The organism is Shewanella saliphila, from assembly GCF_014648295.1.
Classification (GTDB): Bacteria; Pseudomonadota; Gammaproteobacteria; order Enterobacterales; family Shewanellaceae; genus Shewanella; species Shewanella saliphila.
In genome coordinates this window covers 14,029-36,647 of the sequence record NZ_BMQV01000021.1, presented here as the reverse complement: position 1 = coordinate 36,647, position 22,619 = coordinate 14,029, and the positions used below count along the sequence as shown (strand labels likewise).

Below are 22,619 nucleotides of genomic sequence, written 5' to 3'. Positions count from 1 at the left end.
ACGATTACTTGCTCTTCAGTTTTTCTAACACTGCAAACGGATTTGGACGCTCCTCTTGAGCGGGGTCGATCTCGCCTACAACTACATCTTTCGATCCCTGGCTGCAATCAGTATCTTCATGCATAGGGATGATAGGCATAGCGACTATCAATTCATCTTCAATCAATTGATGCAGACGTACTTCACCAATCTCATTACACTCAATTGGATCATACGCATCCGGGAGCTCATCGATTTCTGCCTCAGTCCGACAAGGACTAAAACAAAAGTCGACCGTAACCTCAGTAGTAAATTGTGTCATGCAACGTTGACATAGCAGAGTGAGCTCCGTCACAGCCTTCCCGCGAAGGTAGACTATCCCCTGTAAATCGACGCCACATTCCAACGACACAACTACGTCGGAACAGTCGCCGGCACATAACTCGCTTAATCGCTTTAGTTGCTTACCTGGCACATAACCTTCATAACGAAGGCCGCTTGAGGCAGCGCGTATAGGATCAATTGAAACCGGTATCTTTACTGTTTGCATAAGGCGCGCATATTATAGTTTGAAAACGCTGGAGTCAAAGAAAATTTCCGTAAAAATACGGCAACCTCACCTAACATTGAAAATTTAGGTACTCTTTTATCCGGCATTGAATTTGAAAGTTGGCAAATTTTACCGAACCAAACCCCATCACACAAGCATTACTCGGTGAAAAATACTCCATTTGATTCACTGATTACAGTAAACTGACAGATAATCGCTCATGACAAACAGTAAAAATAAATAAACCTGATGAAATACAAACTTATACTCGCTTCGACATCGCCTTTTCGACAACAATTAATGCAAAAATTAATGTGCCCTTTTGACTGCGTCAGTCCCGATATTGATGAATCGCCACTCAACAATGAAAGCGCTCAACAATTAGTACGACGTTTAGCTGAGCAAAAAGCATTAGCTGGGGCTAAATTAACTGCTGACACAAAGACAAGCCAACTGATTATAGGCTCAGATCAGGTAGCAATGATCAATGGTGCAATAATAGGTAAACCTCACACAGTAGATAACGCCATTGCACAACTCACCGAAGCATCGGGTCAAGCCATTACTTTTTATACTGGCCTTGCGGTTTACAACAGCGAAAATCAACAAATGCTGTCGTGTGTTGAGCCCTTTACTGTCCATTTTAAAACCTTGTCGCAAGCGCAGATCCGCAGTTACATCGACAAAGAGCAACCTTTATATTGTGCAGGCAGTTTTAAAAGCGAAGGATTAGGCATAGCCCTGTTTAGCCGTTTAGAAGGTGATGATCCCAATACACTGATTGGATTACCGCTAATTAAGCTGATTGATTTATTGCAGCAACATGGAGTGGATGTGTTAGAGATAACATAATCTCAAGGTAAATAAGCGCCTTCAAGTTATATAGAGAAGGCTCAGAATGTTTTACAAATAATGACGAATTGCGCTAGGTTGATCAACAACAGCTAAAGGCTTTAAACCGAGTAAGCGCGATTCATCATGGGCGCCATAACTCACCCCAATACTGGCCATTTGCGCATTATTAGCCATGGTTAAGTCATGAATCGAATCACCAATCATTATCGCCTTATCGGCACTCACATCAAAATGACTTAGCAAAGCATGGAGCATTTCAGGGTGTGGCTTACTTTGTGCGTCACTGGCACAACGAGAAGCATGAAAATACTGGTCCAATCCAGTCAGCTCAAGCACTTTATCTAACCCTTCACGAGCTTTACCTGTAGCAATGGCTAATAGATAGCCAGCCTCATGAAGTTGTTTAACCAATAACTCCACACCATCAAAAAGCGGTGTTGGGTGTTCGCTGGCTAAATGATGGCGGCGATAACAATCAATAATCTGTTGCGGGTTTTGATGCTCGCTAAACAAAATAGGCATGATGTTAGGCAAAGATAACCCAATGACATCGCGAACCTGCTGCTCTGTTGGCACAGGTAAATTGAGTTCCTGAGCGACACCTTGCATACAAGAGACAATTTTGCCTACGGTATCCATTAAGGTGCCATCCCAATCAAAAATGACTAACTCAAATGCTTTATCGTTTGTGTTCACGCTCATGCCCTAATTTATCAAATCAATCACATCTAACTTAAATCAATATCACGATGCGCAAACCTACGTTCTTTTTAGCTTATCTAATGTATTGAGTAATACTTCGTCCAATGGTGCTTTAACTTGCATGGTTTCATTGTTTTCAGGGTGGCTAAATTTCAGCTCCGCTGCGTGTAAAAACAGACGGTCTAACCCTAATGCCCGCATACTGTCATCAAATTGTTGTTCGCTATATTTGTCATCGCATGCAATCGCATGGCCTGCATATTGACAATGCACCCGAATTTGATGGGTACGTCCTGTTACCGGGCTGGCTTTAACTAAGGTGCAACCTTGATAGCGTTGCATGATTTTATAGCGAGTCTCAGACTCTTTGCCTTCTTTATTAACGCGTACCATGCGCTCACCCGACTTTAGGGTAATTTTAAGTAAAGGTGCTTTAACCACTTTATCGCTGGCTTGCCAATCACCACGCACTAAAGCTAAATAATCTTTTTGCATGGTTTTGTTGCGTAATTGCTCATGTAAATGTTTTAGAGCACTGCGCTTTTTGGCCACCAACAACACACCCGAGGTGTCTTTATCGAGACGATGTACTAGCTCTAAAAACTTTTGTTGAGGACGTAAAGAGCGTAATCCTTCAATCACACCGTAATCAACACCACTGCCACCATGCACAGCAATACCTGCAGGTTTATTCAATACGATAAGATGAGTGTCTTCATGGATAATCCGATCTTCGAGCTGTGATACTCGCGATAAATTTGCCGATGGCGCTGTGCGATAGTCTTTTTCAGCGATACGTACCGGTGGCACACGCACAATGTCACCGATTTGTAATTTGTATTCAGGCTTAATGCGTTTTTTATTAACCCGCACTTCTCCCTTACGTACGATCCTGTAGATCATACTTTTAGGTACACCTTTTAATTTTGTCAGCAAAAAATTATCGATTCGTTGTTCAAAATGATCTTCGTCGATAGTCACGTATTCAACTTGGGGGGTAGTTTCAGTTTTCATGATGCGCCATATAGTAGTAACCGCAATAGTGTACCTTATCTTGCAAATGATTGGCTATTGTCATCACTGACTTGAAATAAATACAATAAAGATTGTGGGCTTTTGATTGATGAAAATAGCGTTTGTTGCTATATTTGCGCTCAGGATGAGAGTAAACAGTGGATAAAGTGTTCACAACTTTCACCAAAAGCGAATAAACTGCAATTAAGAAAATGAGCTTTATCGGTAGCAAACCATTGATTTGCAAATTGTATTTAAATAAAAAACGACAAAAAACGTTTCGACAATTAAACCGTAAGTTTTCAGTAAAGATTTCAATTTAACTGCAGTAAATCGCCCCAAATTCGAACAATATTTTAGCTTGTTATCAAACAAACCGATTCGACTTGGGCATTAACGGATTAAATACCATAATTTATGGGGTTGGTTGTAATTCAACGAATTCCTTGTTTTTGTAAATATTAGAAAATAAGCCATAAATAGGATGCGACACGCAGCGACTGCGTTTTACAGCAATGAGCACCTAATTGCCTGGATCTAGCCGTGAGGTTATACCGATTAATTCAGGCCCGTAATGCAAAAAGATCGTGTTGTTTGATGACCTCATTTAGAAGAATCACGTCATCATGAAACGTATGTTAATTAATGCAACTCAATCAGAAGAGTTGCGTGTTGCCCTAGTAGATGGGCAACAATTGTATGATCTAGATATCGAAAGTCCTGGTCATGAACAAAAAAAATCAAACATCTATAAAGGTAAAATCACTCGCGTAGAACCCTCACTCGAAGCGGCCTTTGTTGATTATGGCGCTGATCGCCATGGTTTTTTACCCCTCAAAGAAATCGCCCGTGAATACTTCCCTAAAGGATATTCATTCCAAGGTCGCCCTAACATCAAAGAAGTGGTGCAGGAAGGCCAAGAAGTTATCGTACAGATTGATAAAGAAGAGCGTGGCAACAAAGGTGCTGCACTAACAACCTTTATCAGCCTTGCCGGTTCTTACCTAGTTTTAATGCCTAACAACCCTCGTGCAGGTGGTATTTCTCGCCGTATCGAAGGTGATGAGCGTACTGAACTCAAAGAAGCAATGTCTGAGCTTCAAGTGCCAAATGGCATGGGATTAATCGTACGTACTGCTGGTGTAGGTAAAGAATCTGCAGAGTTAAAGTGGGACTTAAAAGTTCTACAACACCACTGGGACGCCATTCAAGAAGCGGCTCAAAGTAAAGCAGCACCTTTCCTAATTCACCAAGAAAGCAACGTGATTGTACGTGCTATCCGTGATTACTTACGCCGTGATGTGGGTGAAATTCTTATCGACCACCCACGTATTTACGAAGATGCTAAGCAACACATTGGCCTCGTTCGTCCAGATTTTGTTGAACGTGTAAAACAATACGAATCTGAAGTACCACTCTTTACTCACTTCCAAATCGAATCACAAATCGAATCGGCATTCCAACGTGAAGTGCGCTTACCTTCTGGTGGCTCAATTGTTATCGACCCTACAGAAGCATTAACCTCTATTGATATTAACTCGGCGCGCGCCACAAAAGGCGGCGATATCGAGGAAACCGCATTAAACACTAACCTAGAAGCCGCTGATGAAATTGCCCGTCAATTACGTCTTCGCGATTTAGGTGGTTTAGTGGTTATCGACTTTATCGATATGACGCCAGTTCGTCATCAACGTGAAGTTGAAAACCGTATGCGTGATGCAGTACATCATGATCGTGCACGTGTGCAATTAGGCCGTATTTCTCGTTTTGGCTTAATGGAAATGTCACGTCAACGTCTGCGTCCTTCATTAGAAGAATCGGCTGCGCATTTATGCCCACGCTGTCATGGTCAAGGCACCATCCGTAGTACCGAATCTTTAGCATTATCAATTTTGCGTTTAATTGAAGAAGAATCGATTAAAGAAAATACCACCCAAATCGAAGCGATTGTACCGGTCGATGTTGCGGCATTCTTATTAAACGAAAAACGTAAAGCTATCCGTATTACTGAAGAACGTCATGACGTTGAAGTCTACATCATTCCTGACGCTCACATGCAAACGCCTGAGTATCGTGTTGTTCGTCGTAAGAGCGATGATGAAGTCAGCGAGTCAAGCTACAAGCGCGTTGAAAAGCCATCGTCAAAGTTATACGAGCCTCGTAAACTTGAACGTGCTGCCGCTCCAGAGCCAGCATTAAAAGGCTTTGCAGCACCACAAAAAGCCACACCTGCTGAAGCCGCCCCAACTCAGGCTCCTGCTGCTAAAGCTCCTGTTGCGGCGACGCCGTCTCAACCAGGATTTTTTGCCCGTATCGTGTCGGCAATTAGTGCATTATTTTCATCTAGCGATAGCGAAACGAAAGACACTAAACCTGCTGCACCAGCCAAACAGACGTCACAGGCTAATAATCGTCGTCCTCGTCGTAATGACAACCGCAACGAAAACAACAATCGTAATTCAAGCCGTAACGACAACCGTCGTCAGCGTAATGACAGCGACAAAGTGAAAGACAGCAACGAGCCGCGTACTCGTAATAAGCGTAACGATCGTAACAGCAAAAACAATGCACAAGACGACAACGCTAAAAACAAGCCACGTAATGAGAAGACTGACAAAGCGCTACAACAGACCAATGAGCCAAAAGCTACAGAGGCCAAAACAAGCACTGAGAAGTCTCCAAAGCAAGAAGCTGCTCGTGAGCGTCGTCAACGCCGCAATTTACGTCGTAAAGTCCGTATTGAAAACGAGCAAACCGAAGCGGTTGCCGCTAAAGCTGCAGACACAGATGCAACCAATAACACTGCAACTGACAAACCAGCAGTAGTTGATGTGCCTGAAGTTAAAACAGCTGAAGCTAAAGCCACTGAAGAAAAAGTAGATACGAGACCTGCACGTGGTCGTCGCCAGCCACGTAAAGACAAAAGTGAACAAACAGACAAGCAAGTGAAGAAATCTGCTGTTGACTCTGAAAGCACTGCACCAGCTAAAGCGGTTGAAGAAGCCACTGACGCTGTAACTAAAGATGTTAAAGTTGAAACTGAAGCAGAAACAAAAACCGTTAACGCCGAGCAAGCAAGCTCAACGCCAAGCGAAGCCGCGACAGAAACAACAGATGAAGCAGTGATAGCGACACAAGATGTCGTGAATGATGAATCAGCAGAAAGCAGCGACAGCGAAGCTTCTGATGACGCAAAAGGTGAAGGCCGTGAAGGTCAACGTCGTAGTCGTCGCAGCCCGCGTCACCTTCGTGCTGCGGGTCAACGTCGTCGCCGTGATGACAATGACACGACTCAACAAGCAGTATTTACCTCTGTTGATGAGTTAGAGAAGCAGTTAAATGCTGAGCAGTCTAAAGATGATGCATCTGTTACAACAACTGAAGCAAAATCAGAACAACAAGCTATTGAAGCACCTAAAGCTGCTGAACCTGTTGCAGAACAAGCTGTTGAAACGCCTAAAGTTGCTGAGCCTGTTGTTGAACAAGCTGTTGAAGCGCCTAAAGCGGCTGAGCCGGTAGTTGCTGAACAAGCTGTTGAAGCGCCTAAAGTTGCTGAGCCGGCGGTTGCTGAACAAGCTGTTGAAGCGCCTAAAGCGGCTGAGCCGGTAGTTGCTGAACAAGCTGTTGAAGCGCCTAAAGTTGCTGAGCCGGCGGTTGCTGAACAAGCTGTTGAAGCACCTAAAGCTGCAGGCTCAAATGCTTCTGCGCCAATGGCAAAGCCAGCACCCATTGCACGCCAAGTTAAAACTGAAGCTGTAGTTCAAAGCTCAGTTGAAACGACAGCCGATACTGTTACCCCTGTTGAGCCGGCTCCTAAAGCGCCAGCTAAAACCAGTCGTTTTGGTTCAATGGTGTCATCTGATATGACTAAACCAACAGTAGAAGTTCGTGAGCAGCAAGCAGTACCGCAAGGTAGAGCTTATGAAGCACAAGCTGAAACCAGTGCGCCAAAATCAGTGATGTCAAACAGCGCATCATCAGGTATGGCTCGACCAGGTAAGTAATATCACTAAAAGTGATTACACTTGTTGATTTTAAAAGCCATGCTTAGCATGGCTTTTTTATGGGTTCTTTATGAGGTGTTTTCGCAAAATGTCACACGCAGACATTATCGCTGTATAAAAAAGGGGCAATTGATATTCAATCGCCCCTTTTTGTGTCATCTAATGATATGTATTACTGCTTAACCTGAACTCAGGATAAGGGATGAGCTTATACTACTTAAAATCAAACGATTAGCTATTATCCCGAGCTCAGGTTACTTACGTTTATCTGCAAACTTCGCCATCACTTTGTCAAACTTGGGTTTAACCACTAACTGACAATAAGGCTGTTCACCATGTTTAGCAAAGTAATCATCATGATAACTTTCAGCAGCATAAAAAGTATCAAAAGCTGTTATTTGAGTCACGATCGGATTAGGCCAAATACGCTGGGCAGTTAAGTATTCAATAAACGTATTTGCCGCATCGACTTGCTGACTATTATGAGCAAAAATCACTGAACGATATTGTGGACCTTTGTCATTGCCTTGCTGGTTTAATGTGGTCGGATCGTGGCTTTCAAACAGTACCGTTAATAATGTCTCGTAATTGATGATATTCGGGTCAAATGTGATATGTACAACTTCGGCATGAGCCGTTTTACCAGAGCATACTGCATCGTAATTTGCATCACAGGCATTACCGCCACAATAACCAGACTGAACACTCAACACGCCGTTTAGCTGAGTAAAAATAGCTTCAACACACCAAAAACATCCAGCCCCAAAAGTGGCTTTTTGGGTACTTTTCTGACTCGCTAGTTGATTTAGTTCTTCCACGGGTTTAAACACCATAGACACAGAATTAACACAGTGACGGATATTTTTATCGGTTAACATCTCCCCTTCAAACACATGACCTAAATGGCCACCGCATTGATGACAGGTGATCTCGACTCGACGTCCGTCTGCATCAGGGGTGCGTTTTACCGCGCCAGCGATTTCGTCGTCAAAGGCAGGCCAACCGCAATGTGCATTAAATTTATGTTCACTTTTATATAAAGGTGCAAGGCACTTTTTACAGCAATACACGCCTTGAGCATCGTAGTCGACATACTCACCACTAAATGGTCGCTCGGTGCCTTTTTGCTCAATCACGTATTTTTCAAATTCGGTTAAGTTATTCATTACTCGCTCTCACTGATTTTTGCCTCATAAATAAACAATACGCGTGATAAATGGCACAAGTTCACCTCGCACCATTTGAACACGCGCAAACAATTGCGACAAAGTGTGACTAAGGTTACCATTAGCGCGGGTCAACACACTAATAAGAAATATATAATGAAACTAAATACAATTGATTACTTAGCACCCGATAGTGCTGAACGTTTTGTAGAGTCACTGCGTGAAACCGGCTTTGGGGTATTATCTAACCACCCTATCCAGAAACAACTTGTCGAGGACATTTACCAAGAATGGTACGCGTTCTTTCAATCTGAACAAAAGCATGACTTTTTGTTTAAAGCTGAAACTCATGATGGCTTTTTCCCTGCATCAGTATCAGAAACCGCCAAAGGCAACACAGTAAAAGATATCAAAGAATATTATCATGTGTATCCTTGGGGTCGAATTCCTGACTCTCTGCGCGCGAATATCCTAGCGTATTATGAGCACGCTAATGCATTAGCCTCAGAACTACTAAGCTGGATTGAGCAATACACACCAGCAGACGTAGCAGCAAAATATTCAATCCCGCTGCCAGATATGATTGCTCAAAGTGAAAAAACCTTACTGCGTATTTTGCATTACCCACCAATGAAGGGTGATGAAGAAATGGGCGCTATTCGCGCAGCTGCTCATGAAGATATTAACTTAATCACCTTATTGCCGGCCGCCAATGAACCAGGCTTACAAGTGAAAACTAAAACAGGTGAATGGATTGATGTGCCAAGTGATTTCGGCAGCATTATTATTAATATCGGGGATATGCTCCAGGAAGCCTCAGGCGGTTATTTCCCATCAACCTCTCATCGGGTTATTAATCCTGAAGGTACCGACAAAACCAAGTCGCGTATCTCATTGCCATTATTTTTACACCCTAACCCTGAAGTAGTCTTGTCTGAACGTTATACCGCTGACAGCTACTTGATGGAAAGACTACGTGAGTTAGGTGTTATCTAACCCTTTAGCTTTTGATAAGCGCCTTAGGGCGCTTTTTTTATGCTTTTAGTAAACTAACAAGGTACAATAGCGCTTTTGATCACATTCGATTGTTTATTCAGTTAATCAATCGAATAGGCATTCGGTTATAAGGCAACATCATGGCAATTCAGTGGTATCCAGGACACATGCATAAAGCACGCAAAGAGATTGAAGAGGCAATGCCTCAGGTCGATTTGGTTATTGAAGTGCTCGATGCGCGCATTCCCTACAGCAGTGAAAACCCAATGGTGTCACAACTTCGTGGCGATAAACCTTGTATTAAATTACTGAATAAATCTGATTTAGCCGATCCTGCGGTTACTGAGCGTTGGATTGAGTACCTTGAACGTGAGCAAGGCGTCAAGGCTTCTGCAATTACCACCTTACAGCCAGGCATGGTCAAAAGCATTCCTGATATTTGCCGTAAATTAGTGCCTCATCGTGATGTGATGGAAAAAGACATTCGTACCATGATTATGGGGATCCCTAACGTGGGTAAATCGACCATCATCAACACCCTTGCTGGGCGCACCATTGCCAAAACCGGCAACGAACCGGCGGTGACTAAAACCCAACAACGAATTAATTTACGTAATGGTATTGTGCTTTCGGACACGCCAGGTATTTTGTGGCCAAAAGTCGACAACGAAGCCAGTAGCTACCGCCTAGCCGTTACTGGCGCAATTAAAGACACCGCAATGGAATATGAAGATGTTGCAATGTTTGCCGCCGAATACTTTTTAAATGCCTACCCAGAAGCCATGCTTGAACGTTATAAACTGAGTTCATTACCCGATACCGACATTGGTTTGCTTGAAGCTATCGCAGGCTCTCGCGGTGCACTTCGTCCTGGCGGACGTATTGATTACCACAAAGTATCAGAGTTGTTGTTACACGATTACCGCTCAGGACGCATTGGCTTATTAAGCCTAGAAACCCCAGAAATGGCAGAAATTGAAAAAGTTGAAGTCGCGCGACTCCTTGCTGAAAAAGAAGCCCTTAAACAGCAAAAAATCGCCCAGGAAAAACTCAAACGCTCTGGTAAACGTCACAACGACTAACCCATTTAAGGTTAATCGTTTCGCTGAGCAAAGCTCAATAATTAACTGACTCTGGCTGAAACCAGTTGGGTTGCTAATGCAGCAAGACTGGTTTCAAGCAAATCAATCACCTGTTCAAATCCTCGTTCTCCGCCATAATAGGGATCGGGTACTTCTGCCACATCACCAGGTGTAAAATCGAGAATTAAATGTATTTTATAACGATATTGGGCTGGGCAACGCTCACGTAAATCGTGCACATTATCGTTATCAGCTGCCAATATAAGATCAAACTGTTCGAAATCGTCTTCTCGCACTTGTCTTGCTTTCATCCCTGAAAAATCCAAGCCTCGCTTAGTACCTGCTGCAACACTACGACTGTCTGGCGGATTACCTTTGTGATAAGCAATAGTGCCAGCTGAATCGACCCTTAACGACAACCCGTGCAGCTTAACTTGTTGTTTAAATACGGCCTCAGCCGTAGGTGAACGGCAAATATTGCCCATACACACAAATAATACCGAAGAAACCTTAGCTAAATATGCATTATCAATCATGTCACTTACCTATTATGAGATGTTAAACGAATTGCTGTTTGAGTTAATCGCGACCTAATTTATTGCGGCGGGCGCTCACGTAAAAATGTCGCAAATCGTGGCGTGCCTTTCTGGGTATATCCCAAATATTGATAAGTGATAATAGCGCCAATGACTGGCGGATCCTGTCTTTGTTTATAGGTTAAACCACTGCCAATCTTAAAAATAATCCCTTGTTGATTTTTTACCGTTAACGCCCCCACCATACCATGATACTTGCCTTTACCGGCACTATGGCCAATAACCACCGCCTCAGCATCATATTTAGGCTTAAGTTTTACAATATGTGGGCTTCGCCCTACCGTATAAAACGCTTGTCGATAATGTAACATTAGCCCCTCACCGCCGGCGGCAACCACCTTATCTCGCTCGGAAAATAATGCCTCGGTACTGGTTATCGTTTGTTGCTTAATCACCTGTAACTGCTTTACGTTTACCTGTGCAACAAGTTGTTGCATGGCATGATAACGAGCTTCAAACGTCCCTTTGTGTGAAGGTAAATCGAACAACATGTATTTCACCTGCTGCCATTCATCATCTTCAGTATGTTTGGTGCGAACGAGTGCCGAAATTTGTTCAAATAAACCCTGGCCCATCCACAATTCACCGTCTAGGGCATAACGCGGAAAATGTTGAGTAAACCATACAGGTAAATCGATTTTACGGCCGCTACGAGTCAGCATTTGTTGACCGTCCCAATAGCCTCTTACGCCATCGAGCTTTTCACTGACTAAATAATCAGCGACTATCAATTCATCAGAATACTGACTGGCGAGTTGTATTTCGGGGATCGGTAGGCGCTCACTAACACAGGGAAAACTGTAGAGCGTGAAAAAAAGTAAAAAAACAACACAGGGTAAACGTAACATAGTCAATCCTTGGCAATAGCTTGTGCCTCATGGCAAAGATAAGCCTAGTACAACGTTACCACTCGTGCATTGCGACCAATACCATTGCGCATTAATAAGTGACCACTCAGAATGCGTCCAGCGTTTTTTGATTAAGGCGTCGCTATGTAGTAATGGTTGTTCCCTTTCAAATAGCGAGAACGCAGAACAAAAGCAGCTGGGACATTCCTTTCAGGCGAGTTTAAAAAGGGCTTACACTGCGTTGCATGACTTCGAAAGAGAACAACTATTCATTCAGTCATACGCCTTGTTTAAGCCCTTTTAAACTCTCGCTGAGAGATCATTTACTAACGCGGAATGGTATAAAATAACTGCAAGTCAAAAGGTGAATGTTACGATCAGCTTGTCATTAATACAGATAAATAATTTTCATGAAACCAACAAATAATCATGGTCTTAAACGCATATTTAGAGCCACTGACTTCTCAATTTAAGGCTTATAAGCCGCCTGAAAGAACGAAGCGGCATTAAAGCAAGAAGCGGTTTAACCTTGTTAATGTTGCCCATTGCGAAACTGGTGAATGTCATTTAATTGTCGTTATCGTCCGCGCGGCCACAAGGTGTTACTCAACGGCGTTGGCAAATCCTGCAGATAAAATGGCTATGGCTTGTTCTACATTGGCAAGCCTCTCATTCTCGGCCCAATATGCGCCATACACATTACGCGTGATTACCCCTGCATTGTCGACATAATGTAATGTGCCATTAGCAATGTACTCTTCAATCAATACTTCAGGTAAAAAAGCACACCCTCCATTATTGAGCAAAAAATCCAACGCCATTCTTGCTGAACTAGTATGCAATATTGGCACAGGCAACATGGTAAATGCTTGGGCATGGGTAATGTTAAACGCCGTGCCCCAATCAACTTTAATGTAAGCCTGATTTGATGCTTGTTCTATGTTAAGCCCTTGTTGCTTGCTGACTAAAAATAATCTAATTTGCGCCAATTTAACTAACTCAATTTCGTCTAGTTTTGGCGGATCAAAGGTAATGGCAATATCTAAACTGCGTTCAATCAATTGCCTGGTCATCACAGACTCAGATAAAACTTCGGTCCTTAATGACACGCCATCCAGCCCCAAATGCAGCGGCTGTAGATAAGGTTGTAAGTACGCATCCCAAATGTTGTGACCCGCTGAAATAGTCAACTGAGTACTGTGCTGTTGGTTTAAAATAATATCTTGTTTTGCCCTTTCCCATGCATTCAGTACTGCCTCAGCATGACCTAACATCCTTTCACCTGCGGGAGTAGGTTGAATATTGTTGCGTAATCTTTCAAATAGCTCGACGCCCAAAATACCCTCTAGCTGCTTTATTCGAAAGCTAACGGCGCTGCGGGTGAGATAGAGATTTTCTGCCGCTTTGCCAAAGTGGCGCGTACGGGAGACTTCTAAAAAAGTTTTTAATAAATCCGTATCCATAAAAATTGTTCACCATTAAGGGCAAAATATTTTGATTTAAAAAATGATAATACTAGCCAATACTCCAGTTGAAAATCTTTATATCTCATAATCTAGAAGGTATTAGCCATGTCTCAGCAATCATTTGTCAATGCGAAACAAGCTATTGAAGCTCACGCCAATGGATCAAGCGACAGTTTCCGCTCTACTAAACGCTTCTATGATGACGCTAATTTCCCTAAAGGATTTAAGCGTTGCGGTGATTTTACCAGTAAGGAAGCCGACCTGCTCGAACAACACGGTCAAGCAATGAAAAATTTAGCTGACGGTACTCAGCTGCCTTGTAATGTAGATGAAGACCAATTTGTACAGGTTTTACAAGGTAAAATGACACCATCAACGCCGATGGAATTGCTATGGGCTAAATACTGCCGCCTAGCCAAAGGTAAGCCCTTTTATGCTGTAGTCGGGACCATCCACACGCCAACAAGCCCAAAGGTTGAAATTGAATTTGACGATGTTGAAGACGATTCAGCAGACAACGATGAATCAGAATAAATCGGCTTTCATTGGCCAAAACAACCGCTTACAACAAGCAGCATAAATTTAACATTTCATATTTAAAAGTAGAGTCAATTTTGCTCTACTTTTTTGTTTTTGTCATAAAATTGCCTACTATATTAAATCCGCCAATGCTCTGACGCCCTTACTGCCTCTAGCCTCATTAGAAAAAGTTATTTTTAAGTCTTTAAGGTCAAACTATTCAGGAAAAGTTGATTTAACGCAACAATCAGACACAAATACTTCACATTTAGTTACAGAATGCTAATATATCCGCTGAAAAGTTAGCCAGATTGATTTATTTAATGTAAATGACTACACAATTAATAGTTATCTACTTGGCTATTGTTGTTAATCGATAAAAACCATCTCGAATACGCTAACAGCATCATATGAAGACGCATATCTTGTGACACTAAAAAAATTAAATGCGGAGTTTCAATGATTAGACCTTTTTTTTATTTTGTTATGTTGGTTTTGTGGACTCCGGTTGCATACGCAGCCAGTAACTACAATAATCATACATCAACACAAATCGATACATACACCTTCGACATAGGTGTATTTTATGCTAACTCCGATTCAAACATTATTGTCACTAACCCTCAAAATGGCGGCACCTTCCCCATTGATTTTGAAGATGAGTTTTTACTCGCAGAAGAGCAATACCTCCCTTACTTTGAATTCAAATACGCCTTTAACCAACGCCATAATTTATACATTGATTGGAAATCGTTAGATCGCCAAGCAGATAACAACTCCATCAGCCAAGATTTTATTCTTGAAGATATTGATGGCAAAGACTATCTCATAGAGGTAGGAGCCAAATTAAATACCGAATTAAACATCGATATTTTACGTATTGGCTATGGCTATGATGTCTGGCAAGGAACCAACTACTCTGTAGGGTTTTCGGTTGGGTTACACACCATGTTCATCGAAACCTCGTTTAAAGGCACGATTGGTACATGTATTCCTGGCACCGACTTAACCAGCTTATGCAGTAATGTTGTTGACACCCCTGAGGTCGTTGATGACAGCTTTACCGCCCCGCTTCCCAATATTGGGATGTATGCTACCTATGAGTTATATTCTGGGTGGGAGCTTTATGCCCATACACAATATTTTGCCATTGAATATGATGATGTAGACGGTTCATTGCTTGACGTACGTTTAGGGGTACAAGCTAAATTTTGTGAAAATTGGTCACTCAAGTTTGCTTATAATTATTATGATGTCGACATTACCATTGAAAAAAAACGTAAACTGAACGACACCGAATTAAGAACCTTTGATCATAATATCAACTACAGTTTCACCGGTCCTATGTTTGCGGTCTCTTACGCATTCTAATCACCCACTTTTAGCACTAATGAGCATCTTGTGATGCTTTTTTTGTGATCCGTTAAATGATAATGTCCTACTATACACTTTATTATACCCCCATCACTTTAATGTCTGTTCATAGCCCTGCTCATGAGGCACTTAATGTCTAATACGTTATTACAAACCGCTGCTGCCAATCTTAAAAGAGCGGTTCCGTTAATGCTCAAGTATAAAATCCCAACCACGCCAACAAACTACGCACTTTGGTATGCATATGTTGGCGAGCAAAACCCATTGTTAAATCAAGAACTCGATACCGCAATAAAACAGAATCAAACCTGCTCGCCTGTTACCAGTGAGTTACTTTATCGAAAACATGTGGCCGATCCGGTCGAATTAGATGTGCGCGAAATGCGTAAAAATTTAGATGCCATGGTATGTGAATTGTCACAATCTCTCAGAGACACCAATTTAGACACTGAAACATTTCAAACTCAAATAGACAAAGATTTTAAAAAGTTAAGTGACTTGGAAACCAAAGGGTTTTCGCTTGAGCAAGTCATTGGTGTTGTTAGAAGTATTGTAAAAGAGTCCTCTAGCATTCGCTCAAGCACTGTGAGCTTTACTGAGCAATTGCAAAAAGCCCAATCTGAAATTGATACTTTAAAAACACGATTAGCTGAATCTGAAAAAGACATGCTATTTGATGCCTTAACCAATGTGTTAAACCGACGCGCTTTCAATCATGATATTGAAGCACAAATTGATTTATCGCCAACAGGTACATGTCTGATTTTAATCGACATTGATCACTTTAAAAACTTTAATGACACCTTTGGCCATCAATTGGGCGACCTCGTGTTAAAAACCGTTGCTAAACGTATCCAGGAAGCGTGTCGTGATGGAATAAAACTGTACCGATATGGTGGTGAAGAATTTGCCATTATTGTGCCAAGTAGCCAATTGAGAGTGGCAAGACAGCTAGCAGAAGGGATCCGTAGAGCACTGGAAAAACTCAGTGTGAAAGACCGTCGTAGCGACAAAGTGATTGATTCGATTACGGCTTCATTTGGTGTGGCAGAGTGGAAACCCAAACAAAATGTGGGTCAATTAATTGAAGCGACTGACAAGTTATTGTATGAGGCAAAACGCCTTGGCCGTAATCGTGTCATGCCAATCTCAAGTTAAACGATAAAGCTGTTATTGAACGCTAAAAAGCTCAGCGTTGTTATCAATCATTATGATGAAAACAGCGCTGAGCTTTTTGTTAATTTAATCATTATTGAGGTAATTGCAGATATCCTGCTGCATTTTCGGCGCTCGGATTAGCAAGGTGTGGCACATAACCTAAAAATGGCGCTTGCATCATCTGTTGCAAACTTTGCAAGTTGTCGTCAATAAACGCCATGTCGGCATCTACCTGATTTGCTACCCAACCTGCAATACTCAAACCATCGGCTAGCAGCGCTTCTTGCGTTAACAACGCATGATTTAAGCAGCCGAGTTTCATCCCCACTACCAGAATCACTTCAATTTTAATGTTTTTCGTTACAGTATGAGTAAACTGAACACTATTGCCATAAGTGGATGTCTCTTGTTGAAGCGTAGTCTGCAATAATTTAACCGTATCAGATAGGTACTCGCCATTACCTAACGGTAAACGCCAGCCACCAGCCCCTTCAATCAAAGCAAAGTCGGCATTGACCATTGCCGGATGAAACATCGAATCAAGCACACCTTGTGCACTTAACGCGATATTAACCTGCGAGGCGGCTATATGAGGCGCAATTGCAGGTGCAAAACTGATAGGGTTAATCTCATGATACGCGTGCCCCATATTAGATTGCGCCATTAACATCAGCGCATCGCTGTTGCGTAAACCATTTTTACTCATCTCACAGCCGGATGCGATGGGTTTAAAGCCACATTTATGCCCCGTTGCTTTTGCTAACAATGCGGCGGAGATTAAGGTTTTACCGCTATCGGTGTCGGTTCCGGTGACAAAATACAACATACTGTTAGCCCCGTTTGGCGCGGATAAACGCGATTTGATACGTTAAAGGAATGCCTTTTTCTGTACGCAGCGTGTTGGCAAATTCAACTCGTTGTTGCCATTGCTGCTTTTTTAACACTGGTCTGTTCGGGTTATGTTGATGCTGAGCAAATGATGCCCCAACCCCTTTAATGGAATACAACAGGCTACGTAAATCATCAAAATAGACTTGAATGCTTTCAATTTTAATATCAATACTTTGCCATGTATCGCCCTGAATTTGGGATGCCATAAATGCTTGTTTTAACGCCGAAACGGAGTTGAATTGATTGACATGAAAACCTAAGGTTGTTAACTCGGCTAAACTGCCATCTGCCACAATACTCAAATGACACTCACCATTTGGGCGTAACACGCGCTGAAACTCACAAAACGCTTGAGGCAATTTGGGACACCACTGCAATGCCAAATTAGAATAAATGCTGTCAACAGACGCAGTCTGTAACCCCAAGGCTTGGGCATCACTACACAAAGGCAAATAATCTGTAAATTGTTGGGTTAACTCAGTGAGCATCCCATGGGCAATATCGACTGCAACAACCTGATTAATGGCATTAAATGCGCCAAAATCAGTACCAGGCCCAGCACCCACATCCAATAACGTGCCGGTTAAATTTGCTTGCTGTAACAATTTTTGCGCACTTAAGCGTTGCAATACATCATGCTGTTTGTATTGGCTTGCCGCGGTTGAAAACTTATTGGCCAGTGGATTATCTAACGTCATGAGGTTGCTCATTGATCCAAATTGATGTCGTTACAATGTCTGTAAAGGTGCTGATGTGTTTGTGTCTGCATCATTGTCATTCATCAGTGATGCGAGTGCAGCAACCAAGGCGCGAATATCGTCAGCCTGGTGCTGAGCATTTAGGGTGATCCGTAATCGCGCTTGCCCCTTAGGCACAGTAGGCGAACGTATTGCCCCCACCAAAAAACCTTGCTGAGTTAACTGCTTTGCAATGGCAATCACACGTTGATTATCACCAACCATAATCGGTTGGATAGCCGTTAACGACTCAGTTAACGGTAATTGATGTTGTGTAGCGACCTGTCTAAACAGCGCGATATTGGCCAATAGTTGGGTTAACAATTGCGGATGCGAATATTGCCAATTAATCGCCGCTAATGCTAAATGAGCATTGGCAGGAGATAACGCCGTTGAGTAGATATATTCCCGCGTTGTCGCCACCAGATAATCAATGACATCTTGAGAGGCTAAAATCGCCGCTCCCTGGCAACCTAATGCTTTGCCAAAGGTGACCACTTGAATATCGACTTTGTCTGCATTAACCCAGTCATTCGGTAACACACCAAAGCCGTGAGCATCATCAACAATCAACCAGCAATGATGCTCGCGACATAAATGCGAAAGTTCAGCGATTGGCGCAGTATCACCGTCCATGCTAAATACGCTTTCAGTCACCACTGCGCAGCCTGGGTTGCGCTCAATCGCCCGCGCAGCGCTACTAAGATCATTATGTAAAAAACGGCTAACTTTACATTGGCAGTCTTTCAAACCATCAATCACAGATGCATGCACTAATTTGTCTGCAATCACTGTGTCATCAGCATTAAAGAGTGTTTTCATCAAAGCGCTATTGGCGCTAAAACCTGAGCTAAACAGCATGCACGCCTGGTGACCCGTTAGCTCACACAAACGTTGTTCAAGCTGTTGATGGGCAACACTGTAACCACTGACTAACGGCGATGCCCTACTGCCGACACCGTATTGCTGCGCCCCTTGATAAAGAGCCTGAGCTAAAGCGGGTTCTTGAGATAAGCCAAGGTAATCATTATGGCTAAAATCAATCATCTTGGTTTGCGAAACAAGCCCGTTAACTCGCCTTTGACGTAAAAGGCCCGTCGTGTGTAATTGCGCAAGCGTATTATTGATCCGCTGAGCGAATGGATGGTTATCCTTTACTGACAGGTCTGATTTTGCCATGGCTAATTACAGTGCGGCTGCATCATAAAATTGCTTGGTAGACTTATCTTGCTTAGCACTAGCCTGAGCAAGCAATGCACTGTCAGATTCAATATTAGCTTGTGGCCCCTGCTCTGGGTGTAAACCCAAACGACGGAACAACGTCATGTCATCGTTTTCTTCTGGGTTTGGCGTAGTCAGTAACTTACAGCCGTAGAAAATCGAATTCGCACCAGCAAAGAAACACATCGATTGCAGTTCATCACTCATGTTTTCACGCCCAGCAGATAAACGTACCCGCGACTTAGGCATCAAAATACGTGCAACCGCAATGGTGCGCACAAATTCAAGTGGGTCAAGATCATCTAACTTTTCAAACGGTGTACCTGCAACTTTCACTAACATATTGATAGGCACTGAATCTGGATGATGCTCTAAATTGGCTAACTGTTGTAGTAAACCGGCGCGGTCTGTGGCTTGTTCGCCCATACCGACAATACCACCAGAACAGACTTTCATACCTGAGGCACGTACATTCGATAAGGTATCTAGGCGGCTTTGATAGGTTCGCGTGGTAATCACATCGCCATAGTATTCAGGCGAGGTATCGAGGTTGTGGTTGTAATAGTCTAAACCCGCATCGGCCAGTTGATCGGCCTGTTCAGGTGACAACATGCCTAAGGTCATGCAGGTTTCCATGCCTAAGGCACGCACATCTTTAACCATTTGGGTTAAATACGGCATGTCTTTATCGCGAGGGTTACGCCAGGCGGCACCCATGCAAAAACGTGATGCACCAGCGGCTTTAGCACTTTTGGCTTCGGTTAATACTTTTTCAATTTCAAGTAGACGTTCTTTCTCAAGCCCGGTGTCATAACGCGCGCTTTGAGGACAGTATTTACAATCCTCAGGGCATGCACCGGTTTTAATCGATAAAAGACGACTGATCTGCACTTCGTTAGGATCAAACGTTTCACGATGAATACTGTGGGCTTTAAACAATAAATCATTCATCGGCAATGCAAACAATGCTTCGATTTCTGCTTTTTGCCAATCGTGACGAACTTCAGCTAACGACATGGATCTTTCCTTTATTTTGATTTTCTGTTGGCTAGGATACCCTGAGCCCGTAAACTGTCAACGCAGCGAACACTTCGCCCTTTACAAGCGGTTAAAAAGCGAGCACTTATAATTATGACACTTTCAAACACAAATACCACTATCGATTATACTTTTGATCAGCAACATATTTGGCATCCTTATACCTCTATGACCCAGTCACTGCCTGTGTATGGTGTGGTTTCTGCTCAAGGTTGCGAGTTGACGTTAGACAGTGGCGAAGTGTTAATTGATGGCACCAGTTCATGGTGGTCATGTGTGCATGGTTATAGTCATCCGACCATTTTAGCGGCCATGCAACAGCAACTTTTAAGCCTAAGCCATGTGATGTTTGGCGGCATTACCCACCAGCCAGCTATTGAAGTGTCAAAACGCCTAGTGCAAATGACCAGCGCCAATTTAACCAAAGTATTTTTGGCCGACTCTGGCTCTATTGCCGTTGAAGTGGCCCTAAAGATGGCGCTGCAATATTGGCAAGGGCGCAATAAACCGCAAAAACAACGAATCATGACGGTTAAAAGTGGTTATCACGGCGACACTTTTGCCGCCATGAGCGTGTGCGACCCAGACGGCGGCATGCACACCATGTTTGGCAATAATGTCGCTAAACAAGTGTTTATCCCTGCGCCAACATCGAAATTTAATGAACCACTCAATCAAACCGATAGTAATGCCTTAGAGCATGCATTTAGCCAACATCATCAAAACATTGCCGCGGTGATTATCGAACCGATTATGCAAGGTGCAGGCGCAATGCGTTTTTACTCGCCAGCCTACTTAACTAAGCTGCGAGCCTTATGCGATGAATACCAAGTGCTATTAATACTTGATGAAATTGCCACCGGTTTTGGCCGCACCGGAACATGCTTTGCTTATGAACATGCCAACATTGAAGCAGATATTTTATGTGTAGGTAAGGCGCTTACTGGCGGTTACATCAGTTTAGCCGCAACCCTGTGCAGTGACGAAGTCGCCAGCGGCATTAGTGACTCACCAGCAGGCGTGTTTATGCACGGCCCAACATTTATGGGCAATCCATTAGCCTGCGCCGCAGCTACTGCCAGTTTAGATTTATTGCTTCAAGGTGACTGGCAACAACAAGTCAGCGCCATTGAAGCCCAACTTAAACAAGAGCTCGCCAGTGCCACTGATTTAGCCCAAGTACAAGATGTACGCGTATTAGGCGCCGTTGGGGTGATTGAAATGGTGAGCAGCGTCAATACCGCACAATTACAACAAGCGTTTGTCGACCTTGGGGTATGGGTAAGGCCGTTTAATAAATACATTTATATTATGCCGCCTTACACGATTAGTGCTGCGCAACTGACGCAACTCACCTCAGCAATGGTAAGCGTTGCAGGCAGCATTGCAGATAGCGGCAACAAACAGCAATTTATTAGCCATGGCTAGCCAATACTTGCTGGGCATGGGATATGATCGCGTCAGAGACTTCTTTATAAATTCCCTTGAGTAAAATCCAATGGTGCCAATACAGTGTCTCTTCAATGACTTTATCTGGCAGGATCTGCACTAATTATCCACTGGCGAGCTCATTGCTAACTTGTAATTGTGGTGCTAAACAATATGTGATGCCATGCGAAGTTCTATTGACGAAAACGTTGATAAACTTACTATGATATTTCTATTGTTCCATTCCATTTTAGCGCAGATTGTAATCACATCCCTACTCGCTCTGACACCATCTCCCCTGAAAAATGTTCATCATCTAACCATTTTAATTTGGCTAATGGGTAACCTAAAAACCATTTAGTTCGCTCAAGTACAATCCGGGTGTTAATGCGTTTGATTCTTAAATCTGGTTGATCGCTTAAATATGCGCATACTTCATTTAATGCTTTAATGTTAGGAAAGCAACTTAACGAAATATAATCCACATCACCACTTAACTGCATGCAGTCCATTATCTCGGGGATATCATTAATCCGATTAACAAAACGACGCTGAGAAGGTGCGCTGTTATCCTCTAAAGTGAACTCAATATAAGCCAGTACATGCTCACACAACTGATCTAAATTGATATCGGCATGTAAATTACGAAAGTAACCCGCTTCTTTTAATGCTTTGACCCGTTGAAAGCAGGCACTGGGCGACAAGTTCACTTTTTCAGCTAATTCGATATTGGTGACCGCGCCCTCTAGGTGCAATGTGGATAATATTTTTTTATTGTAACTGTCAATCTTCAATTTCTTCTTCATTGCCTCTACCCACCGTGCTTATGCAGCTTTCTATATTGAATCATCGTTAGTTAATTTGCAAAAACAAGGCAATTTTGTGTAAAAGCGCTACAAATTTTTCGAATTTGACCCTAATTACAAAATATTATTTTGCAGGTAAAACCGCAAAATGACTACAAGCGATTTATTTAACAAATTGATTACGATTAC

General features: G+C 42.8%; 21 protein-coding genes. 8 read left to right on the top strand and 13 right to left on the bottom strand.

The window, feature by feature from the left end; all coding sequences use genetic code 11:
• Positions 1 to 4: 4 nt before the first annotated feature.
• Positions 5 to 529: a 23S rRNA accumulation protein YceD gene (yceD, locus tag IEY48_RS11360; protein ID WP_188920372.1), complete on the bottom strand. Its 525-nt coding sequence runs from the start codon at positions 527 to 529 to the stop codon at positions 5 to 7.
• Positions 530 to 778: 249 nt separating this feature from the next.
• Here yceD and IEY48_RS11355 point away from each other — a divergent pair, with 249 nt between their 5' ends.
• The gene (locus IEY48_RS11355) at positions 779 to 1,381 is read left to right on the top strand and encodes a Maf family protein (RefSeq protein ID WP_188920370.1); all 603 of its coding nucleotides are present in this window, start codon (positions 779 to 781) and stop codon (positions 1,379 to 1,381) included.
• Positions 1,382 to 1,432: 51 nt separating this feature from the next.
• Here the strand turns inward: IEY48_RS11355 and IEY48_RS11350 are convergent, their stop codons facing one another.
• Entirely contained in the window at positions 1,433 to 2,086 is a 654-nt protein-coding gene (locus IEY48_RS11350) for an HAD-IA family hydrolase (RefSeq protein WP_188920368.1), read from the bottom strand.
• 57 nt (positions 2,087 to 2,143) lie between these two features.
• Positions 2,144 to 3,100 (bottom strand): 23S rRNA pseudouridine(955/2504/2580) synthase RluC, encoded by a 957-nt coding sequence (gene rluC / locus IEY48_RS11345; protein ID WP_188920366.1) that lies wholly within the window; start codon positions 3,098 to 3,100, stop codon positions 2,144 to 2,146.
• Between the two features lie 626 nt (positions 3,101 to 3,726).
• On the opposite strand from rluC, the gene rne reads away from it, so the two are divergent.
• A complete protein-coding gene (gene rne / locus IEY48_RS11340) occupies positions 3,727 to 7,104 on the top strand; it encodes a ribonuclease E (protein ID WP_188920364.1) in 3,378 nt (1,125 codons plus the stop codon).
• Positions 7,105 to 7,358: 254 nt separating this feature from the next.
• On the opposite strand, the gene IEY48_RS11335 is transcribed toward rne, so the two are convergent.
• Positions 7,359 to 8,270, bottom strand: a complete 912-nt coding sequence (locus IEY48_RS11335; protein WP_188920362.1) for a bifunctional methionine sulfoxide reductase B/A protein — start codon at positions 8,268 to 8,270, stop codon at positions 7,359 to 7,361.
• A 156-nt stretch (positions 8,271 to 8,426) separates the two neighbouring features.
• On the opposite strand from IEY48_RS11335, the gene IEY48_RS11330 reads away from it, so the two are divergent.
• Both IEY48_RS11330 and ylqF read left to right on the top strand, forming a co-directional pair.
• Positions 8,427 to 9,266, top strand: coding sequence for an isopenicillin N synthase family dioxygenase (locus IEY48_RS11330; RefSeq protein ID WP_188920360.1), 840 nt, complete (start codon positions 8,427 to 8,429; stop codon positions 9,264 to 9,266).
• A gap of 140 nt (positions 9,267 to 9,406) precedes the next feature.
• On the top strand, positions 9,407 to 10,348 hold the full coding sequence (ylqF, locus tag IEY48_RS11325) for a ribosome biogenesis GTPase YlqF (protein ID WP_188920358.1): 942 nt from the start codon (positions 9,407 to 9,409) through the stop codon (positions 10,346 to 10,348).
• A gap of 41 nt (positions 10,349 to 10,389) precedes the next feature.
• Here the strand turns inward: ylqF and IEY48_RS11320 are convergent, their stop codons facing one another.
• The 3 genes from IEY48_RS11320 to hdfR all read right to left on the bottom strand — a co-directional run bounded on the left by IEY48_RS11320 (position 10,390) and on the right by hdfR (position 13,255).
• The gene (locus IEY48_RS11320) at positions 10,390 to 10,884 is read right to left on the bottom strand and encodes a low molecular weight protein-tyrosine-phosphatase (RefSeq protein WP_188920357.1); all 495 of its coding nucleotides are present in this window, start codon (positions 10,882 to 10,884) and stop codon (positions 10,390 to 10,392) included.
• A 59-nt stretch (positions 10,885 to 10,943) separates the two neighbouring features.
• Positions 10,944 to 11,792 carry a DNA ligase gene (locus IEY48_RS11315; protein WP_188920354.1) on the bottom strand — a complete coding sequence of 283 codons (849 nt, stop codon included), beginning with the start codon at positions 11,790 to 11,792 and terminating at the stop codon, positions 10,944 to 10,946.
• A 602-nt stretch (positions 11,793 to 12,394) separates the two neighbouring features.
• The gene (gene hdfR / locus IEY48_RS11310) at positions 12,395 to 13,255 is read right to left on the bottom strand and encodes an HTH-type transcriptional regulator HdfR (protein WP_188920351.1); all 861 of its coding nucleotides are present in this window, start codon (positions 13,253 to 13,255) and stop codon (positions 12,395 to 12,397) included.
• Between the two features lie 108 nt (positions 13,256 to 13,363).
• Here hdfR and IEY48_RS11305 point away from each other — a divergent pair, with 108 nt between their 5' ends.
• The 3 genes from IEY48_RS11305 (at position 13,364) to IEY48_RS11295 (ending at position 16,309) form a co-directional block, all read left to right on the top strand.
• The gene (locus IEY48_RS11305) at positions 13,364 to 13,792 is read left to right on the top strand and encodes a MaoP family protein (protein WP_188920349.1); all 429 of its coding nucleotides are present in this window, start codon (positions 13,364 to 13,366) and stop codon (positions 13,790 to 13,792) included.
• 444 nt (positions 13,793 to 14,236) lie between these two features.
• Complete coding sequence (locus IEY48_RS11300; protein ID WP_188920347.1) at positions 14,237 to 15,148, top strand: DUF481 domain-containing protein; 912 nt, start codon at positions 14,237 to 14,239, stop codon at positions 15,146 to 15,148.
• Between the two features lie 135 nt (positions 15,149 to 15,283).
• A complete protein-coding gene (locus tag IEY48_RS11295; RefSeq protein WP_188920345.1) occupies positions 15,284 to 16,309 on the top strand; it encodes a GGDEF domain-containing protein in 1,026 nt (341 codons plus the stop codon).
• A 91-nt stretch (positions 16,310 to 16,400) separates the two neighbouring features.
• Here the strand turns inward: IEY48_RS11295 and bioD are convergent, their stop codons facing one another.
• The 4 genes from bioD to bioB are packed head-to-tail and all read right to left on the bottom strand — an operon-like array spanning position 16,401 to position 20,175.
• The gene (bioD, locus tag IEY48_RS11290; RefSeq protein WP_373293725.1) at positions 16,401 to 17,132 is read right to left on the bottom strand and encodes a dethiobiotin synthase; all 732 of its coding nucleotides are present in this window, start codon (positions 17,130 to 17,132) and stop codon (positions 16,401 to 16,403) included.
• Between the two features lie 7 nt (positions 17,133 to 17,139).
• Positions 17,140 to 17,898: a methyltransferase domain-containing protein gene (locus IEY48_RS11285; RefSeq protein WP_229786413.1), complete on the bottom strand. Its 759-nt coding sequence runs from the start codon at positions 17,896 to 17,898 to the stop codon at positions 17,140 to 17,142.
• 30 nt (positions 17,899 to 17,928) lie between these two features.
• A complete protein-coding gene (locus IEY48_RS11280; protein WP_188920339.1) occupies positions 17,929 to 19,116 on the bottom strand; it encodes an aminotransferase class I/II-fold pyridoxal phosphate-dependent enzyme in 1,188 nt (395 codons plus the stop codon).
• Positions 19,117 to 19,122: 6 nt separating this feature from the next.
• Positions 19,123 to 20,175, bottom strand: a complete 1,053-nt coding sequence (gene bioB / locus IEY48_RS11275) for a biotin synthase BioB (protein ID WP_188920337.1) — start codon at positions 20,173 to 20,175, stop codon at positions 19,123 to 19,125.
• Positions 20,176 to 20,289: 114 nt separating this feature from the next.
• On the opposite strand from bioB, the gene bioA reads away from it, so the two are divergent.
• A complete protein-coding gene (gene bioA, locus IEY48_RS11270) occupies positions 20,290 to 21,624 on the top strand; it encodes an adenosylmethionine--8-amino-7-oxononanoate transaminase (protein WP_188920335.1) in 1,335 nt (444 codons plus the stop codon).
• Here the strand turns inward: bioA and IEY48_RS20550 are convergent.
• Together IEY48_RS20550 and IEY48_RS11265 are read right to left on the bottom strand one after the other, a co-directional pair.
• On the bottom strand, positions 21,611 to 21,745 hold the full coding sequence (locus IEY48_RS20550) for a hypothetical protein (protein WP_268244301.1): 135 nt from the start codon (positions 21,743 to 21,745) through the stop codon (positions 21,611 to 21,613). The genes bioA and IEY48_RS20550 overlap by 14 nt on opposite strands.
• Positions 21,746 to 21,890: 145 nt before the next feature.
• Complete coding sequence (locus IEY48_RS11265) at positions 21,891 to 22,430, bottom strand: Lrp/AsnC family transcriptional regulator (protein ID WP_188920333.1); 540 nt, start codon at positions 22,428 to 22,430, stop codon at positions 21,891 to 21,893.
• Between the last annotated feature and the right edge of the window lie 189 nt (positions 22,431 to 22,619).

Bases quoted from the DNA above. Each gene is read 5' to 3' on its own strand.
- yceD (WP_188920372.1), bottom strand. From the start codon at position 529: ATGCAAACAGTAAAGATACCGGTTTCAATTGATCCTATACGCGCTGCC.
- IEY48_RS11355 (WP_188920370.1), top strand. From the start codon at position 779: ATGAAATACAAACTTATACTCGCTTCGACATCGCCTTTTCGACAACAA.
- IEY48_RS11350 (WP_188920368.1), bottom strand. From the start codon at position 2,086: ATGAGCGTGAACACAAACGATAAAGCATTTGAGTTAGTCATTTTTGAT.
- rluC (WP_188920366.1), bottom strand. From the start codon at position 3,100: ATGAAAACTGAAACTACCCCCCAAGTTGAATACGTGACTATCGACGAA.
- rne (WP_188920364.1), top strand. From the start codon at position 3,727: ATGAAACGTATGTTAATTAATGCAACTCAATCAGAAGAGTTGCGTGTT.
- IEY48_RS11335 (WP_188920362.1), bottom strand. From the start codon at position 8,270: ATGAATAACTTAACCGAATTTGAAAAATACGTGATTGAGCAAAAAGGC.
- IEY48_RS11330 (WP_188920360.1), top strand. From the start codon at position 8,427: ATGAAACTAAATACAATTGATTACTTAGCACCCGATAGTGCTGAACGT.
- ylqF (WP_188920358.1), top strand. From the start codon at position 9,407: ATGGCAATTCAGTGGTATCCAGGACACATGCATAAAGCACGCAAAGAG.
- IEY48_RS11320 (WP_188920357.1), bottom strand. From the start codon at position 10,884: ATGATTGATAATGCATATTTAGCTAAGGTTTCTTCGGTATTATTTGTG.
- IEY48_RS11315 (WP_188920354.1), bottom strand. From the start codon at position 11,792: ATGTTACGTTTACCCTGTGTTGTTTTTTTACTTTTTTTCACGCTCTAC.
- hdfR (WP_188920351.1), bottom strand. From the start codon at position 13,255: ATGGATACGGATTTATTAAAAACTTTTTTAGAAGTCTCCCGTACGCGC.
- IEY48_RS11305 (WP_188920349.1), top strand. From the start codon at position 13,364: ATGTCTCAGCAATCATTTGTCAATGCGAAACAAGCTATTGAAGCTCAC.
- IEY48_RS11300 (WP_188920347.1), top strand. From the start codon at position 14,237: ATGATTAGACCTTTTTTTTATTTTGTTATGTTGGTTTTGTGGACTCCG.
- IEY48_RS11295 (WP_188920345.1), top strand. From the start codon at position 15,284: ATGTCTAATACGTTATTACAAACCGCTGCTGCCAATCTTAAAAGAGCG.
- IEY48_RS11285 (WP_229786413.1), bottom strand. From the start codon at position 17,898: ATGACGTTAGATAATCCACTGGCCAATAAGTTTTCAACCGCGGCAAGC.
- IEY48_RS11280 (WP_188920339.1), bottom strand. From the start codon at position 19,116: ATGGCAAAATCAGACCTGTCAGTAAAGGATAACCATCCATTCGCTCAG.
- bioB (WP_188920337.1), bottom strand. From the start codon at position 20,175: ATGTCGTTAGCTGAAGTTCGTCACGATTGGCAAAAAGCAGAAATCGAA.
- bioA (WP_188920335.1), top strand. From the start codon at position 20,290: ATGACACTTTCAAACACAAATACCACTATCGATTATACTTTTGATCAG.
- IEY48_RS11265 (WP_188920333.1), bottom strand. From the start codon at position 22,430: ATGAAGAAGAAATTGAAGATTGACAGTTACAATAAAAAAATATTATCC.